Genomic DNA, 16,478 nt, shown 5'->3' on the forward strand with positions numbered 1-16,478 from the left:
GAAGCAAGCCGAAATCCTCGAAAGCGACTATATTTGGAAGGGAATTCCTTTCAATTCGCCAGAGCTTGGAATATCCGCTCGTACTTGATAAAAAGCCTCACCATTACAGGACTGAAGCCACGATGAATGCGCCGGCAAAAAAGGAAGATTTCGCGGTACAGGCACCGGCAGGTGTCTTCGTCGAAACGGTCACGAGCGTCGAACATTACACGGATCGGCTCTTCCGCTTCCGCATGACGCGCCCGCAGGAGTTTCGTTTCCGCTCCGGCGAGTTTGCGATGATCGGCCTGATGGTTGGCGACAAGCCCATCTATCGCGCCTATTCGGTCGCGAGCCCGGCTTGGGATGAGGAGCTGGAGTTCTTCTCGATCAAGGTTCCGGACGGCCCGCTCACTTCGCATCTGCAGGCGATCAAGCCGGGTGATCAGGTACTGATGCGCAAGAAGCCGACGGGCACGCTCGTGCTCGACGCGCTCGTACCGGGCCGCAGGCTCTACATGTTCTCTACTGGCACCGGCATTGCTCCCTTCGCGAGCCTCATCCGCGATCCAGAAACCTATGAGAAGTTTGAGGAGGTCATCCTCGCCCATACCTGCCGCGACGTGGCGGAACTGAAGTACGGCTTCGACCTCGTCGAGGAGATCCGCAATCACGAGTTTTTGAACGAGATCGTCGGCGGTAAGCTCCGGCACTATGCAACGGTGACGCGCGAGGAATACCCCTTCAAGGGCCGGATCACCGACCTGATGACGAACGGCAAGTTCTTCGCCGATCTCGGCCTGCCGCCGCTCGATCCGGCGATCGACCGCGGCATGATCTGCGGCTCGACGGCGATGCTGAAGGACACCAAAGAAATCCTCGAAGCCGCCGGTCTGACGGAAGGCGCCAACAACAAGCCGGCCGAATTCGTCATCGAACGGGCATTCGTCGGCTGAGAGGCAGCTAGCCGGTCTGGAATTATGAAGATCGTTGAAGAGGCATGCTCGCTTACGGGTGTGTCTCTTTTTCATAGGGGGAACTGCTGACGGCTATCGGTCTGCTCAGCGGGCGATGCAAGCTTCTTCAAGACTCCGCCAGGTAGTCCATCAACTGCGACATTGCCGCCGCGGCGGCGAAGCCATCCGCCGCTTCGATGGAGCGGATCACTTTGACATGTCGCTCGACCGACGCCTCCATCTTTTCCGGTGAGGCGGACGCGTACCAGATGCGGCGCGCGTGTGTCTGCAGCGGCGCCAGCGCGGCCGTCAGGAAACGGTTAGGGCAGGTCTCTTCCATCATCTCGTCGAACATCTTGTCGGCGACGAGGAAGCCCTCAAGATCGCCCTTGTCCGCGCATTCCATCATTTGCCGGGCGCAGGCACTCATGGCCTCCCGCGCCTCGGCATTCGCGTGCTCTGCCACGAGGGCGGCCGCGAGCGGCTCCAGTTGCCGCCGCGTCTGCATCACGTCGATCCTATCACCGGGACGGATTGTGGTGATCTGCAGGCCCACGCGCGCGCGGATTTCGATCAGTCCCTGCCAGGCAAGCTTCTGGATCGCCTCGCGGACAGGCGTTCGGCCGAAAGTGGCGAGCTCAAGCAGCCGGCGCTCTGTAACGAGCGTTCCGGGTTTCAGTTTCAAGGTGACGATAAGCCGCTCGAGCGCGAGGTAGGCGAGATGAGCTTGGGACCTGTTGTGCATAAGGATTGTGCCGGATGCTGATATATCAGAAAGTGGCACAGTTTCAGAGTGCGGGCAAGCAACCCTGATGCCGGCGATCGGAGCCGGAGATGTCGGGCGACGACGCTTGCCGCAGCCGACAGAGGCATAAAGGAAGAGGCCCGCCCCTTTGGAGGCGGGCCGTTTTCATCCTGCGACGATACGCATCAGTGCAGGATCTGGCTCAGGAACAGCTTCGTGCGCTCATGCTGCGGATTGTCGAAGAATTCGGCCGGCGAATTCTGTTCGACGATCTGGCCCTGGTCCATGAAGATCACCCGGTTGGCGACCTGGCGCGCGAAGCCCATTTCGTGGGTGACGCACAGCATCGTCATGCCTTCTTCGGCCAGGCCGACCATTGTGTCGAGCACTTCCTTGATCATTTCCGGGTCGAGCGCGGAAGTCGGCTCGTCGAAAAGCATGATCTTCGGATTCATGCAGAGCGAACGGGCAATCGCCACGCGCTGCTGCTGGCCGCCTGAAAGCTGACCTGGATATTTGTGGGCCTGCTCGGGAATCTTGACGCGCTTCAGGAAATGCATCGCGATTTCCTCGGCCTGCTTCTTCGGCATCTTGCGCACCCAGATCGGGGCAAGCGTGCAGTTTTCCAGGATCGTCAGATGCGGGAAGAGGTTGAAGTGCTGGAAGACCATGCCGACTTCGCGGCGCACTTCATCGATCTTCTTCAGGTCGTTGGTGAGTTCGATGCCATCAACGACGATCTTGCCCTTCTGGTGCTCCTCGAGCCGATTGATGCAGCGGATCATCGTCGACTTGCCGGAGCCCGACGGACCGGCAATGACGATGCGCTCGCCGCGCATCACCCTGAGATTGATGTCTCGCAGCACGTGGAAATCACCATACCATTTGTTCATGTTGGTGATGTCGATCGCTACATCCGTCGTCGAGACGGTCATCTTTGAAGCAGTGGCAGTGTTTGCCATGTATGTTTTTCCCCTTTTATCGTTGGCTCTTGTCGAGCAGGCGTTCCATGAAGCCTGAATAGCGCGACATGCCGAAGCAGAAAAGCCAGAATATAAAGCCTGCGAAAATGAGACCGGTGACCGGCGTGACGGCGGTAGCCCAGTTCGCGTCGGCGAAGTTCAAGCGAACGATGCCGAGCAGATCGAACATCCCGATGATCGAGACGAGCGACGTGTCCTTGAACAGGCCGATGAAGGTGTTGACGATGCCCGGGATCACCAGCTTCAGCGCTTGCGGCAGGATGATGAGATTCATCTTCTGCCAATAGCTGAGGCCCAGCGAATCGGCGCCTTCATACTGGCCCTTCGGGATCGCCTGCAGGCCACCGCGTACCACTTCCGCCATGTAGGCCGACGCGAAGAGCGACACGCCGATGAGCGCGCGGAGGAACTTATCGAAGGTGACCCCCTGCGGCAGAAACAGAGGCAACATAACGCTTGCCATGAACAGAACCGTGATCAGCGGAACGCCGCGCACCACTTCGATGAAGACCGTGCAGAGCATCTTGATAACCGGCATGTTCGACCGCCGTCCGAGCGCCAGCAGGATGCCAAGCGGCAGCGAGACCGCGATGCCGACGAACGACAGGGCGAGGGTGACCATGAGGCCGCCCCAGAGCGCCGTCTCGACATAGGTGAGGCCGAACCAGCCGCCGGGGAGAAGGATTATCGCGATGATCGGCAGGACGGCCAGCAGCAGAACCGCATTCAACCCCTTATAGGGCACCTTGGGGATCAGCATCGGCACCAGGAACAGGACGAAAAGGATGCCGACGAGGGCGGGGCGCCACCGCTCCTCGGGTGGATAGCGGCCGAAGATGAACTGGTCGAACTTTGCGTTGACGAAAGCCCAGCAGGCGCCGCTCCAGCCGTCCGGCTGCGAACCGCCCTGCGCGATCGTGGCGCAGACGCCGCGCCCGCCACCCGTCCAGGCAGCGTCGATGAACAGCCACTGGATCACTGGCGGAACCAGCCAGGCCAGCACGAGCAGGCTGATGATGGTCAGCACCGTGTCCTGTGGTGTGGCGAAGAGATTCTTCCGCAGCCAGAAGGCGATGCCGCTTTCCAGCGCCGGAGCAGGTGAGGCTTCGATCATCGAAGCACGAACGAAATTTGCCTGATGCGTGCTCATGACCTCACCTCTCCACCAGCGCCATGCGAGCGTTGTACCAGTTCATGAACAGCGACGTCGCGAGGCTCAAGCTCAGATAGACGATGAGCCAGATGCTGACGACTTCGATCGACTGTCCGGTCTGGTTGAGGATCGTGCCGCCGACGGCGACGAGATCCGCATAGCCGACGGCGACGGCCAGCGACGAGTTCTTGGTGAGGTTGAGGTACTGGCTGGTCAATGGCGGGATGATGATGCGCATTGCCTGCGGCACGACAACCAGACGAGTCGTGAGCCTTGGGCGTATGCCGAGTGCATGAGCTGCTTCCGTCTGTCCCTTCGAGATCCCCCTGATGCCGGCCCGGACAATCTCTGCGATGAAGGCCGCAGTGTAGAAGGAAAGAGCGAGGAAGAGCGACATGAATTCCGGTCCGACGACCGACCCGCCCGTCAGGTTGAACTTGCCTGCGATCGGAACGTCGAAAGTCAGTGGAGCGCCGGTCGCGAGGAAGGTAATCAGCGGCAAACCGATGAGCAAGCCAAGCACGGCCCACAATACGGGAGGCCGCTGGCCGGTCGCCTCCTGCCGTTGCCGGGCGTAGCGGGCGAAGGCGAAGCACGCGATGACGCCGATGATGATGGCGAACAGTGTGTATTGCGCCCCCTCTCCGAAGAGCGGCCTTGGGAAGGCGACGCCGCGATTGCTTACATAAATATCGAGGGGGAGGGCGAGCGCGTCGCGCGCCTGCGGCAGGATCGCCAGAACGCCGCTGTACCAGAAGAAGATGACCAGCAGCGGCGGAATGTTGCGGAACACCTCGACATAGGCGAGCGACAGCTTGGCAATAATCCAGTTGTGCGACAGACGTCCGATGCCGACGATGAAGCCGATGATAGTTGCCGTGATGATACCGGTGATCGCCACCAACAGTGTGTTGACGAAACCGACAACCAGAGCGCGGCCGTATGAAGAATCGCTGGTGAAGGCGATCAGCGACTGTCCAAGGTCGAAACCCGCACGGCTGTTCAGGAAGCCGTATCCGGACGCGATATTCGCGCGCCTCAGATTCTCGACCGTGTTATCGACGATCCAGTAAATGAGGACCGCCAGAATGATGATGGTGATTGCCTGGTAGAATATTCCGCGTACCTGAGGATCATTGATGATCGATCCAGAGGATTTCCTCTTCTCAGGCGCGTCTGTAACGCCAATGGCCATATAATGCCTCTTTCCCCAATCCGCCCTTTTCGGGCGTTTTTATTGTAAGCGGAGGAGCGGTGGCCGCTCCTCCGTCTTGCCAGACCGATCAGCGGACCGGCGGTGCGTACTGGATGCCGCCCTTGTTCCAGAGCGCATTCAGGCCGCGTTCGATCTTCAGCGGGCTGCCTGCGCCGATGTTGCGGTCGAAGACTTCGCCGTAGTTGCCGACGGCCTTGATGACGTTGACAGCCCATTCGTTGGTGAGACCGAGGTCCGTGCCGATCTTGCTGTCTGCTTCGACGCCGAGGAAGCGCTGGACGTCGGGGTTGGGCGACTTCTTCATCTCCTCGACATTTGCCTGCGTGATGCCGAATTCCTCGGCTTGGATCAGCGCGAAGTGAACCCAGCTCACGATATCGAACCACTGGTCATCGCCCTGGCGGACGGCCGGGCCGAGCGGCTCCTTCGAGATGATTTCCGGCAGGATCATGTGATCGTCCGGGTTGGAGAGCGTGAGGCGCAGCGAATAGAGGCCGGACTGGTCGGTCGTGTAAACGTCGCAACGGCCGGCATCATAGGCCGCGTTCACTTCCTCGAGCTTCTCGAAGACGACCGGGTTATATTGCAGGTTGTTGGTTTTGAAATAGTCGGCGAGGTTCAGTTCGGTCGTGGTACCGGTCTGGACGCAGACGGCAGCGCCCGACAGTTCGAGAGCCGACTTCACGTTGAGGCCCTTGCGCACCATGAAGCCCTGGCCGTCATAGTAGTTGACCGGGCGGAAGTTGAAGCCGAGCGCGGTGTCGCGGTTGATCGTCCAGGTGGTATTGCGGGCGAGAACGTCGACCTCACCGGACTGCAGCGCCGGGAAACGCTCCTTCGCGGAAGTCGGCGTGTACTTGACCTTGCTTCCATCGCCAAAAACGGCTGCCGCGATCGCCTTGCAATAGTCGACGTCGAAACCGCTCCAATTGCCCGACGCGTCGGGCGCGGCGAAACCGGTGAGACCGGTATTCACACCGCACTGGACGAAGCCCTTGGCCTTTACGTCGTCAAGGGTTGCGGCGGAGGCCGCATTTGCGCCAATCCCCATGACAGCAGCGCCAACAAGGGCTGTCAGAATTCTTCTTGCCATTTTTTTGAACCTTTTCGGTTGTCCTATGTTCCCGTCTGCACGGCAGCGCTCTTAGGCGCGTGCAGCCTCAGCCACCCTCCTGGCGTGAGTGCGGCCTATCTCATGCTCAAAATCTATGAGGGTCAAGAGATGTCGCCGATTTTCTCATTTTGCGTGTGAAAAACCTGAAGCTCGCCAGAAGTTTAGGCAGTTTTTGCGGGAAAAACGTCCCATCCGAACAAAAAACGGCCAGTTGGCGTCTAAACCGTCCCATCCGCGAATCTCGGATTTTCCTTGACCTGCCCGGTGACGCGTTCGATGAGTTGGCGTCGAGATTTCAACAGCGGATGTTTCAATGGCAGACAAGACGAGCGCGGACGCAGAGCGGGGCATCAACACCCGCCTGGCGCACAGCGGCAACAATCCCTCCGACTTTCATGGCTTCATCAATCCGCCGGTGGTTCACGCCTCCACCGTGCTTTTCCCGAACGCGAGGACGATGGAGACCCGGGCGCAGAAATACACCTATGGCACGCGCGGCACGCCCACGACCGACGCGCTCTGTGAGGCGATCAATGAGCTTGAGGGCTCGGCCGGCACGATTCTGGTTCCCTCCGGTCTTGCCGCCGTCACCGTGCCTTTCCTCGCTTTTCTGTCCTCGGGTGATCATGCCCTTATCGTTGATTCGGTCTACTTCCCGACCCGCCATTTCTGCGACACGATGCTCACCCGGCTCGGTATCACGATTGAATATTACGATCCGATGATCGGGGCCGGCATCGAAGGCCTGATCAGGCCGAACACCAAGCTGGTGCACACGGAAGCACCGGGGTCCAATACGTTCGAGATGCAGGACATCCGGGCGGTCGCCGCCGCGGCGCACCGTCACGGCTGCATCGTGACCATGGACAACACCTGGGCGACACCTGTCTATTTCCGGCCGCTCGAGCACGGCGTCGACATTTCCATCCATGCCGCAACCAAGTATCCCTCCGGACACTCGGACGTGCTGCTCGGAACCGTGTCGGCCAACGCCGCGCATTGGCCCGCGCTGAGTGAAGCGATGGTGACGCTCGGCGTCTGCGTCTCGCCTGACGACAGCTACCAGATTCTGCGCGGTCTGCGCACGATGGGTATTCGCCTCGAACGCCATCAGGAGAGCGCGCTGGAAATCGCGCGCTGGCTTGAAGGCCGCGAGGAAGTGGCGCGCGTGCTGCATCCGGCGCTGCCGAGCTTTCCGGGGCACGAGCTCTGGAAGCGCGACTTTGGCGGCGCGAGCGGGATTTTCTCTTTCGTGCTGAAGGCCGACGCCGAGAAGAGCAAGGCTAAGGCCCATGCCTTCCTCGACGCGCTCTCGCTTTTTGGTCTCGGCTATTCGTGGGGCGGCTTCGAAAGCCTTGCGGTTCACGCCAACCTGTCCGACCGCAAGATCGCCAAAGCTCCGTCCGAGGGGCCGGTCATCCGGCTGCAGATCGGGCTCGAGGATGTTCCGGACCTCCGCCGTGACATCGAGGCGGGCCTCGCGGCCGCAAACGCGGTCTGATCCCACGAGCAAGGCTGAGAGAGGGGAGCGAGGCAAGCCTCCTCCGTCCTCTACCGATCCTGCGCACCATATCCGTAAAGCCAGTCAAGGTCGGCTGCGAGCGATTCGGGTCCCTTCAGTGCGAGAACGAGATTGCGGGCAATCCGCACCGGGCCGCCGGCGTGATAGGCGAAGCGGTTGAATGCAGCGCGCTTGCGCACCCGGTCGATCCGCGCCCTGCGAGCGGCTTCATATCGGGCGAAGGCCGAGGGAACATCCGGACTCCCGGCGAGGCAGCGCGCGAGCTCGCGGGCGTCCTCGATCGCCATCGCCGCGCCCTGGGCTGCAAACGGCGTCATCGCATGGGCGGCATCGCCGATCAGAATAGTGTCGCGGCCGTTGTGCCACGCGCCGTCGTCGACGGTGCACAGCGGCCAAAAGGTCGCCGAGGCGGCACCCTTGAGCATCGAGCGCAGGTCGGGGTGCCAGTCCTCGAAGGCGGCCGAAAGTTCGCTTTGCCGGTCTTCGGCACCCCGCCCCGCCCAAGCCTCCGCGGCCGGCTCGCCGGCGACGATCGCGATCAGGTTGAAAGCGTCGGCCTCTCGGATCGGATAGGCGACCAGATGGGCTTTCGGTCCGAGGAAAGCCATGACGCGATTACTCGACAGGCACTTGGCCGCGTACGTCAGAGGCAGCATCAACCGCCAGGCAATGTTGCCGGAGAACCGGACGGGGGCGGCACCGGGGACGGAGGCGCGCACCTGCGACCAGATGCCGTCCGCGCCGATGATGGCGGCGGGGCGTCGCCCGCTCGCTTCGGTGACCGCTGCTCGCGGGTTCCGCTCGACGCGGTATCCGAGATGAAGACGGCAGAGCGGTTCGGACTTCACCGCGTGCAGCAGAATCCTTTGCAAGCCGGCGCGATGGAGCACGCCGTAGGGGGCCGCCCATCGTTTGCGGGCGCTGGTGCCTGCGGGCACGCTTGCGAGCGGCCGCAGCGAGCGGCCGTCGACGAGCGAGATCGCCTCCGGCTCGCTCCAGATGCTCTCAAGAGCCGGGAGCAGGCCGAGGTCGATGAGGATACGCGATGCGTTCGGCGACAGCTGCAGTCCGGCGCCGACTTCGGTCAGCGTGCCGGCTTGCTCGAGAATATCGGTTTGCCAGCCCTGTCTTGCGAGACAAAGCGCCGTCGTCAGGCCGGCGATGCCAGCACCGACGATAGCAACGGGCTCAGCGTTTCCCATCGACGTTGCGCCGTTGCCTGAGAAGGATCAGGCCGCCTTGTTTGCGAAGAGGCATCCCGTTGGGTTCGTCTCTGTCGCCTTGAGCGACGGATTGTAACGATAGAGCGTCGAGCAATAGGAACAGACTTTCTCGTTGTCGTCGCCCATGTCGATGAAGATATGAGGATGGTCGAACGGCGCGGATGCGCCCGTGCACATGAATTCCTTAACGCCGATCTCGATGACCCGGTGCCCGCCGTCGTTCTGGAAATGAGGGATGCTGTGGCCGGCCATGTCGTACTCCGATGAATGCAAGTCTCGTGATGTCGATTTGTCGGCACCATAGTGAGCTTTGCCGCAAATGTGTAGCAGCAAACATGCCGCGCCTGTGGTTTTTGGACCGGCGGGGGTTTCCGACCGAGGCTTTACCACCTAGTTTGCGGCGCAAACAGGATGAAGTACCAGGAAACGAGATGGACCTGAATCCTCCGCCATTTTCCCGTTTTGTGCATGACGGACTGGAAATCGCCTTTTTCGACGGGGGTGATCCCTCGGGAGACCCGATCCTCCTGATCCACGGCTTTGCATCGAGCGCCAACGTCAATTGGGTGTTTCCCGGCTGGCTGAAGACGCTCGGTGACGCCGGTTATCGGGTGATCGCTCTCGACAATCGCGGCCATGGGATGAGCAGCAAGCCTTACGATCCCTCGCTCTACCACCCGCAGCAGATGGCCGGCGATGCGGCGGCGCTGCTGGTTCATCTCGGCATCGCCGACGCGCATGTCATGGGCTATTCGATGGGTGCACGCATTTCCGCTTTCCTGGCCCTGCGACATCCGGACCGCGTCCGCTCGCTCGTGTTCGGCGGCTTGGGAATAGGCATGGTCACCGGGGTGGGGGAGTGGGATCCGATCGCCGATGCGCTGGTCGCGCCGTCGCTTGACGACGTGACCCACGCGCGCGGCCGAATGTTCCGCGCCTTTGCCGATCAGACGAAGAGCGACCGGCAGGCACTCGCCGCATGCATCTCGACCTCGAGGGATCTGCTTTCCCCCGAGGAGATCCGGCGCATCGACGTGCCGGTTCTGATCGGTGTCGGAACCAAGGATGACATTGCCGGTTCGGCGCAGGAACTTGCCGCCCTGATGCCGCATGCAAGGGCGCTGGACATTCCCGGACGGGACCATATGCTCGCCGTCGGCGACCGCGTGTTCAAGAAGGCGGTCCTGGAATTTCTGGCTGAGGTGGGGTGAGCCACCGCATTCTCCCTTCAACCGGAGCCGATTCAAAATCGGGTGCTGTAGCGCTCGGTTCGATGCGAGCGCTACAGGCCCGCTGCCACTCACGGCTGAAATGCGGCGAGGCCATTTATGTCGGCGGGGAATTGGCCTATATATGGCCGAAACGACGCCGCCGCCGGCGAGCAAAGACTGACCAAGCCGAGGGATCGGCCAGGAAGGAGAGCGACATGGTCGCAAAGACCGAACTTCGCCATACCGACGCGCTCAAGGCGATCGATCCGATCTGGGACAGCCTGCGCGAAGAGGCCCGTATGGCAGCCGAGCGCGACCCAATGCTGGCCGCCTTCCTCTATTCGACGGTCGTCAATCAGCATTCGCTCGAGGAAAGCGTCATCTACCGCATCTGCGAGCGGCTGGACCATCCCGATCTTCAGGCAAGCCTTTTGCACCAGACCTTTGCAGAAATGCTCGAGGACTGGCCTGAATGGGGCGCGATCCTGCGCGTCGATATCCAGGCGGTCTATGATCGCGACCCCGCCTGCACGCGTTTCATCGAGCCGGTGCTTTACTTCAAGGGGTTCCACGCCATCCAGACGCACCGTCTCGCCCATTGGCTGTGGAACCGCGGGCGGAAGGATTTCGCGCTTTATCTCCAGAGCCGCTCATCGAGCGTCTTCCAGACGGATATCAACCCGGCGGCCCGCATCGGACGGGGGATCTTCCTCGACCATGCGACGGGTCTCGTCGTCGGCGAGACCGCGGTCATCGGCGACAATGTCTCGATCCTGCACGGTGTGACGCTCGGCGGCACCGGCAAGGAGGGGAGCGACCGTCATCCGAAGATCGGCAATGGCGTGCTGATCGGTGCCGGCGCGAAGATCCTCGGCAATATTCATATCGGCCATTGCTCACGCGTGGCTGCCGGTTCGGTCGTCCTGAAGCCCGTTCCGCCGAAGACGACGGTGGCTGGTGTCCCGGCGAAAGTCGTCGGCGAAGCGGGTTGCTCCGAGCCTTCGCGTCAAATGGATCAGATCCTCGCCAGTTTCGATATCTGACGCTGAGGCCGCCCGGCGCCGCATGATTTCCTCGGTCGGGGATCGCTTGGAGGAAAAATTTATGCAGCAATTCAAAACGTTGCGGCCGCCTTTGTGCGTCTACACAAGCGTTCGGCGCTGCGACGGGTTTACACCTGGCAACGGCCCGTGCAACAAGCGCGGCAAATCAACGGCTACGGAGAAAAAGATTTGAATCCCGAAGAAATCCGCAAGCTTGAGGCCTATTTCAAGCGCACCTTCAATCAGTCGATGGTCGTCAAGGCTCGTCCGAAGAAGGACGAATCCGCCGAAGTCTATCTCGGCGACGAATTTCTCGGCGTCCTCTTCCGCGACGAGGAGGATGGTGAGCTCTCCTACAACTTCTCGATGGCGATCCTCGACGTGGATCTGTGAGTTTTGCGACCTCGCCTTGCGAAGCCCGGCACTGAGCGATCACGCCGGGCTTTTGTTATTAAAATCATACTTTTTCAGAAATTCTTCAAAAGTCTCCTGATCTTCATCAAGTCGTTGCAAGAATTGTGTTTTATTGCAATGCACACTGAACTTGACTTTTTGTGCAGCGCACCTAGACTATCTTCTGCCTAGCCCCACAAGGAGACACCGATGTTTAACTTCGACGATGCGAATAAGAAGAGCAAAGAAGCCTTGGACGTGGCCGTGAAGAGCTATTCCGCCCTGACCAAGGGCTTTCAAGCCATTGCGACCGAAACGGCGGACTATTCGAAGAAGACCTTTGAGGACGGCATTGCCCATTTCGAAAAGCTTGCCGGCGCCAAGAGCCTCGAGGCCGCATTCGAGCTTCAGACCAACTATCTGAAGTCGAGCTATGAAGGTTTCGTCGCCGAAGCAACGAAGATCGGTGAAATGTACGCAGACCTCGCGAAGGACGCCTACAAGCCCTACGAGGCCCCGGTTGCCAAGGCTACCGCAGCAGTCAAGACGGCCGCTGCCGCCTGACGATTTCGACCATTACCGTCGTCAGAAGGCCGGTCGCGGTTGCCGCGGCTGGCCTTCTTGCTTTCGCATGCGTGCTTTCCAGAAGCTCGTGAGAGCGACGCGCGAAGGTTGCCGCGGCCGGCGAAGAAATTTGATCAATCTTGTGTTTCGTCGTGCGAATATGATTGCAGTGCGTTGGTTCGGTCTTAAAATCCCAGAACGAACCATTAGATAAGGGCAAGCACGTCGCGGCCGAATTCGCATGCTCCGCGGCTGTCAAGGGAATGAACAAGAATGATCGCCATGCCGGTCCGGATGCAGCAGGGAAGCGAAGGAGACGGAGGCGGCCCCAGTCGTGGCACGTCCGTCATTACGCGCACCAAGCCGAAGACCAAGAAGCCGAGTTTGTATCGCGTCCTGCTTTTGAATGACGATTACACGCCGATGGAGTTCGTCGTTCATATCCTGGAGCGCTTCTTTCAGAAGAACCGGGAAGAGGCGACCCGCATAATGCTCCATGTCCACAACCACGGCGTTGGAGAATGCGGCGTCTTCACCTACGAAGTCGCCGAAACCAAAGTGACGCAGGTGATGGATTTCGCCAGGCAGCATCAACATCCGTTGCAATGCGTCATGGAAAAGAAATGAGGAACTAACGTGCCAACATTTTCGCCCAGCCTCGAAAAGGCGCTGCATCAGGCACTGACTTATGCCAACGAGCGCCATCATGAATATGCGACGCTCGAGCACCTGCTGCTGGCATTGATCGACGATGCCGATGCGGCGGCTGTGATGGGCGCGTGCAATGTTAATCTCGACACGCTTCGCAAGACCGTAACCGACTACGTCGACAACGAATTGTCGAACCTGGTGACGGGCTATGACGAGGATTCGAAGCCGACGGCCGGCTTTCAACGGGTAATCCAACGCGCCGTCATCCACGTGCAATCCTCGGGCCGCGAGGAGGTGACGGGCGCCAACGTGCTCGTCGCGATCTTCGCCGAGCGCGAAAGCCATGCCGCCTATTTCCTGCAGGAGCAGGAGATGACGCGTTACGACGCGGTCAATTTCATCTCCCACGGGATCGGCAAGCGGCCGGGCACTTCCGAGTCGCGGCCGGTGCGCGGAGCGGAGGATCAGGACTCCGAGCAGAAGCCATCGCGCGAGAGCGAGGAGGCAGGTCCGAAGAAGCAGCAGGATGCGCTCACCGCCTACTGCGTCAATCTCAACGAGAAGGCGAAATCCGGAAAGATCGACCCGTTGATCGGTCGCCATGCCGAAGTCAACCGGACGATACAGGTGCTTTGCCGCAGGTCCAAGAACAACCCGCTCTATGTCGGTGATCCGGGTGTGGGCAAGACGGCGATTGCCGAGGGTCTCGCCAAGCGCATCGTCGAGAAGAAGGTGCCGGAGGCGCTTCAGGACGCTACGATTTTCGCACTGGATATGGGAACGCTGCTCGCCGGAACGCGCTACCGTGGCGACTTCGAGGAACGCCTGAAGCAGGTTGTCAAGGAGCTCGAGGAATATCCCGGAGCCGTTCTCTTTATCGACGAGATCCATACCGTCATCGGTGCCGGCGCCACCTCGGGCGGCGCCATGGACGCGTCCAACCTGCTGAAGCCGGCGCTCTCTTCGGGTGCGATCCGCTGCATCGGTTCGACGACCTACAAGGAGTATCGCCAGTTCTTCGAGAAGGACCGCGCGCTTGTCCGTCGCTTCCAGAAGATCGACGTCAACGAGCCGACGATCGCCGATACGATCGAAATCATGAAGGGATTGAAGCCCTACTTCGAGGACTACCACCAGCTCAAATATTCCAGCGAGGCCATCAGGGCGGCGGTCGAGCTTTCGGCGCGCTATATCAACGATCGGAAGCTGCCGGACAAGGCGATCGACGTCATCGACGAATCCGGTGCAGCGCAAATGCTTTTGCCGGTGAACAAACGCCGCAAGCTGATCACCGAGAAGGAGATTGAGGCGACGATCGCGACGATGGCGCGCATCCCGCCGAAGACGGTCTCGAAGGACGACGAGGCGGTGCTTGCCAATCTCGAAAAGGAGCTTCGCTCGGTCGTCTACGGTCAGGATCTGGCGATCGAGGCACTGGCCTCGTCGATCAAGCTGGCGCGTGCGGGCCTGAGAGAGCCCAACAAGCCGATCGGCTGCTACGTCTTCACCGGCCCGACCGGTGTCGGCAAGACGGAGGTGGCCAAGCAGTTGGCGACGTCGCTTGGCGTCGAGCTGCTGCGCTTCGACATGTCGGAATACATGGAACGCCATACCGTGTCTCGTCTGATCGGCGCGCCCCCCGGCTACGTCGGCTTCGACCAGGGCGGTCTCCTGACCGACGGTGTCGACCAGCATCCGCACTGCGTGCTCTTGCTGGATGAGATCGAGAAGGCCCATCCGGACCTCTTCAACATCCTGCTGCAGGTCATGGATCACGGTTCGCTGACCGACCATAACGGCAAGAAGATCGACTTCCGCAACGTAATTCTGATCATGACGACCAATGCCGGCGCATCGGACATGGCCCGGCCGGCGATTGGCTTCGGTTCCTCCAAGCGAAGCGGAGAGGATGTCGAGGCGCTGAACCGTCTGTTCACGCCGGAGTTCCGCAACCGTCTGGATGCGGTCATTCCGTTCGCTTCGCTGCCGACGCCGGTCATTCATAAGGTCGTGCAGAAATTCGTCATGCAGCTCGAGACGCAACTCGCCGAGCGCAACGTCACCTTCGACCTTGCACCGGATGCCGTCGCCTGGCTCGCAGAGAAGGGATACGATGAAAAAATGGGTGCGCGCCCGCTTGCGCGCGTCATCCAGGAAAACATCAAGAAGCCGCTCGCGGATGAAATCCTCTTCGGCAAGCTCAAGAAGGGCGGCGTCGTCAAGGTGACGATCGGAACGAAGGAGGACGGCAGCGAGGGGCTGATCCTGGACGCCGTGCCGGAGACGGCGCCGATTAAGCCCAAGGCCGAGGTATCGCGCCCCGCGGGCAAAGGCGCCAAGGCCAAGAAGGCGGACGAGAAGGAAACGGTCTCGGCTGAGGCTGCTCCGAAGGCGAAGCCGAAGAAGTCGGCGAAGGCCTCTACCGGCGGTGGCGACGGCTCGGACTCGACTCCTCTCAGGGGCCGGACAGTTCCAAAAGTACCGCGCAAGAAATAGCGCAATCGCGATTGACCCTGACAGTGCCGGGCGGCCCCGCCCGGCACTGTGTTGTTGAGCGGAAGGCGCGGTTCCCATGACGTCCATGGAGCGTGTGAAAGACGACCGATCATCCCTTGCCTGGTTTCTGACCGGCGCGCGCGGGATTTTCAGCCTTCCGGCCATCATCCTGATGCTTTCTTTCGTCGGGTTCTGCTCGCTGACCGTGCAGGCGGGAATTCCGCCGGAGCAGGTCGTGTTCATGACCGGCATCGTCTGGGCCTTGCCGGCAAAGGTCATACTGGTGAGCTCGATTCTCAGCGGTGCCAGTCTTGCCACGGCCTTCCTCGCCGTTACGCTATCGTCGGTCCGTTTGATGCCGATGGTTGCGGCCCTCGTCCCCGAATTGCGGGGGTCGAGAACACCGACATGGCTGCTTCTCGTGCTCTCGCACTTCGTGGCGATCACCGCCTGGGTCTTTGCGATGGAGCGGGTGCAGGAGGTACCGCGCGATCGTCGCGCAACATTCTTCGCCGGTTTCAGCATCACGCTGGTTACCGCAAACATGCTGCTGGTCGGCATCGTCTATCACGTTGTCGCCGAATTCCCGCCGATCATTGCTGGCTGCCTCTTCTTCCTGACGCCCGTCTACTTCCTTGCCTCGATCTGGCACTCGGCGCGCCATCCGGTAGTCTATGCGGCGCTTGGCGTCGGCCTTCTCGCGGGGCCGCTGTTTTACTGGATCGCGCCGGAATTCGACATTCTCCTCGCCGGCGTCGGCGGCGGAACGCTCGCCTGGCTTGGCGAGCGCATTTGGCGTTCGCGACAGGAGAAAAGCGCGTGACCTGGCTGGACGGATGGTGGGCCTATGCCTTCATCGCGATTGCCGGCTGGCTCGCGACCGACATCTGGCGATGGCTCGGCGTCCTCGCCGGCAAGCGGCTCCGCGAGGATTCGGAAGCCTTGAACTGGGTGAGGGCGGTCGCCACCGCGCTCGTCGCGGCCGTCATCGCGAAGCTGATCCTCTATCCGACAGGGGTTCTGGCGCAGTCGCCCCTCTGGCTCCGCCTTGGTGCGTTAATCGTGGGGGCGATCGCTTTCTTTCTCGCCCGCCAGAAACCCACGGTCGGAATTGCGACATCGATAGCTGTATTGGGCGCAGGCCTCTGGTGGCTGGGATTTTGACGGACCATCGGCTCAGCGTGGCCCCTCAGGGGCAAAAGGGTATCGACGGGGGCTTTCCCGATTTC

Annotated in this window: 17 protein-coding genes; 10 read left to right on the forward strand and 7 right to left on the reverse strand. The window is 60.9% G+C overall.

Features of this window, described 5'->3' with window-relative positions; genetic code table 11:
* The first annotated feature begins 122 nt into the window (after nucleotides 1–122).
* Nucleotides 123–935 carry a ferredoxin--NADP reductase gene (locus tag AYK65_RS07310; RefSeq protein WP_026614289.1) on the forward strand — a complete coding sequence of 271 codons (813 nt, stop codon included), beginning with the start codon at nucleotides 123–125 and terminating at the stop codon, nucleotides 933–935.
* Nucleotides 936–1,062: 127 nt separating this feature from the next.
* On the opposite strand, the gene AYK65_RS07315 is transcribed toward AYK65_RS07310, so the two are convergent.
* The 5 genes from AYK65_RS07315 to AYK65_RS07335 all read right to left on the reverse strand — a co-directional run bounded on the left by AYK65_RS07315 (nucleotide 1,063) and on the right by AYK65_RS07335 (nucleotide 6,125).
* Entirely contained in the window at nucleotides 1,063–1,680 is a 618-nt protein-coding gene (locus tag AYK65_RS07315; protein WP_026614288.1) for a GntR family transcriptional regulator, read from the reverse strand.
* 185 nt (nucleotides 1,681–1,865) lie between these two features.
* Nucleotides 1,866–2,642, reverse strand: coding sequence for an amino acid ABC transporter ATP-binding protein (locus AYK65_RS07320; protein ID WP_026614287.1), 777 nt, complete (start codon nucleotides 2,640–2,642; stop codon nucleotides 1,866–1,868).
* Nucleotides 2,643–2,658: 16 nt separating this feature from the next.
* Nucleotides 2,659–3,813, reverse strand: a complete 1,155-nt coding sequence (locus AYK65_RS07325; RefSeq protein WP_026614286.1) for an amino acid ABC transporter permease — start codon at nucleotides 3,811–3,813, stop codon at nucleotides 2,659–2,661.
* Nucleotides 3,814–3,817: 4 nt separating this feature from the next.
* Nucleotides 3,818–5,011 carry an amino acid ABC transporter permease gene (locus AYK65_RS07330; protein WP_026614285.1) on the reverse strand — a complete coding sequence of 398 codons (1,194 nt, stop codon included), beginning with the start codon at nucleotides 5,009–5,011 and terminating at the stop codon, nucleotides 3,818–3,820.
* A gap of 88 nt (nucleotides 5,012–5,099) precedes the next feature.
* Nucleotides 5,100–6,125 (reverse strand): amino acid ABC transporter substrate-binding protein, encoded by a 1,026-nt coding sequence (locus AYK65_RS07335; protein WP_026614284.1) that lies wholly within the window; start codon nucleotides 6,123–6,125, stop codon nucleotides 5,100–5,102.
* Between the two features lie 334 nt (nucleotides 6,126–6,459).
* On the opposite strand from AYK65_RS07335, the gene AYK65_RS07340 reads away from it, so the two are divergent.
* Nucleotides 6,460–7,647, forward strand: coding sequence for a cystathionine beta-lyase (locus AYK65_RS07340; RefSeq protein WP_026614283.1), 1,188 nt, complete (start codon nucleotides 6,460–6,462; stop codon nucleotides 7,645–7,647).
* A gap of 50 nt (nucleotides 7,648–7,697) precedes the next feature.
* Here the strand turns inward: AYK65_RS07340 and AYK65_RS07345 are convergent, their stop codons facing one another.
* Nucleotides 7,698–8,870: an FAD-dependent oxidoreductase gene (locus AYK65_RS07345; RefSeq protein ID WP_081158109.1), complete on the reverse strand. Its 1,173-nt coding sequence runs from the start codon at nucleotides 8,868–8,870 to the stop codon at nucleotides 7,698–7,700.
* A gap of 27 nt (nucleotides 8,871–8,897) precedes the next feature.
* On the reverse strand, nucleotides 8,898–9,143 hold the full coding sequence (locus AYK65_RS07350) for a zinc-finger domain-containing protein (protein WP_081158110.1): 246 nt from the start codon (nucleotides 9,141–9,143) through the stop codon (nucleotides 8,898–8,900).
* Nucleotides 9,144–9,322: 179 nt separating this feature from the next.
* Between AYK65_RS07350 and AYK65_RS07355 the strand changes: the two genes are divergently transcribed.
* From AYK65_RS07355 to AYK65_RS07395, 8 genes are all read left to right on the forward strand, one after another.
* A complete protein-coding gene (locus AYK65_RS07355; protein WP_026614280.1) occupies nucleotides 9,323–10,102 on the forward strand; it encodes an alpha/beta fold hydrolase in 780 nt (259 codons plus the stop codon).
* A 215-nt stretch (nucleotides 10,103–10,317) separates the two neighbouring features.
* Complete coding sequence (gene cysE / locus AYK65_RS07360; protein WP_026614279.1) at nucleotides 10,318–11,145, forward strand: serine O-acetyltransferase; 828 nt, start codon at nucleotides 10,318–10,320, stop codon at nucleotides 11,143–11,145.
* Nucleotides 11,146–11,334: 189 nt separating this feature from the next.
* Complete coding sequence (locus tag AYK65_RS07365; RefSeq protein WP_026614278.1) at nucleotides 11,335–11,538, forward strand: DUF3126 family protein; 204 nt, start codon at nucleotides 11,335–11,337, stop codon at nucleotides 11,536–11,538.
* 210 nt (nucleotides 11,539–11,748) lie between these two features.
* Complete coding sequence (locus tag AYK65_RS07370; protein WP_026614277.1) at nucleotides 11,749–12,102, forward strand: phasin family protein; 354 nt, start codon at nucleotides 11,749–11,751, stop codon at nucleotides 12,100–12,102.
* 273 nt (nucleotides 12,103–12,375) lie between these two features.
* On the forward strand, nucleotides 12,376–12,729 hold the full coding sequence (gene clpS, locus AYK65_RS07380) for an ATP-dependent Clp protease adapter ClpS (protein ID WP_026614275.1): 354 nt from the start codon (nucleotides 12,376–12,378) through the stop codon (nucleotides 12,727–12,729).
* Nucleotides 12,730–12,738: 9 nt separating this feature from the next.
* The gene (gene clpA, locus AYK65_RS07385) at nucleotides 12,739–15,249 is read left to right on the forward strand and encodes an ATP-dependent Clp protease ATP-binding subunit ClpA (RefSeq protein WP_026614274.1); all 2,511 of its coding nucleotides are present in this window, start codon (nucleotides 12,739–12,741) and stop codon (nucleotides 15,247–15,249) included.
* Between the two features lie 85 nt (nucleotides 15,250–15,334).
* Complete coding sequence (locus AYK65_RS07390) at nucleotides 15,335–16,072, forward strand: AzlC family ABC transporter permease (protein ID WP_373414006.1); 738 nt, start codon at nucleotides 15,335–15,337, stop codon at nucleotides 16,070–16,072.
* Nucleotides 16,042–16,413 carry an AzlD domain-containing protein gene (locus AYK65_RS07395; protein WP_081158111.1) on the forward strand — a complete coding sequence of 124 codons (372 nt, stop codon included), beginning with the start codon at nucleotides 16,042–16,044 and terminating at the stop codon, nucleotides 16,411–16,413. Before AYK65_RS07390 ends, AYK65_RS07395 begins: the two co-directional genes overlap by 31 nt.
* Nucleotides 16,414–16,478 lie beyond the last annotated feature (65 nt).

The sequence above is a fragment of the Ensifer aridi genome, assembly GCF_002078505.1.
GTDB lineage: Bacteria > Pseudomonadota > Alphaproteobacteria > Rhizobiales > Rhizobiaceae > Sinorhizobium > Sinorhizobium aridi.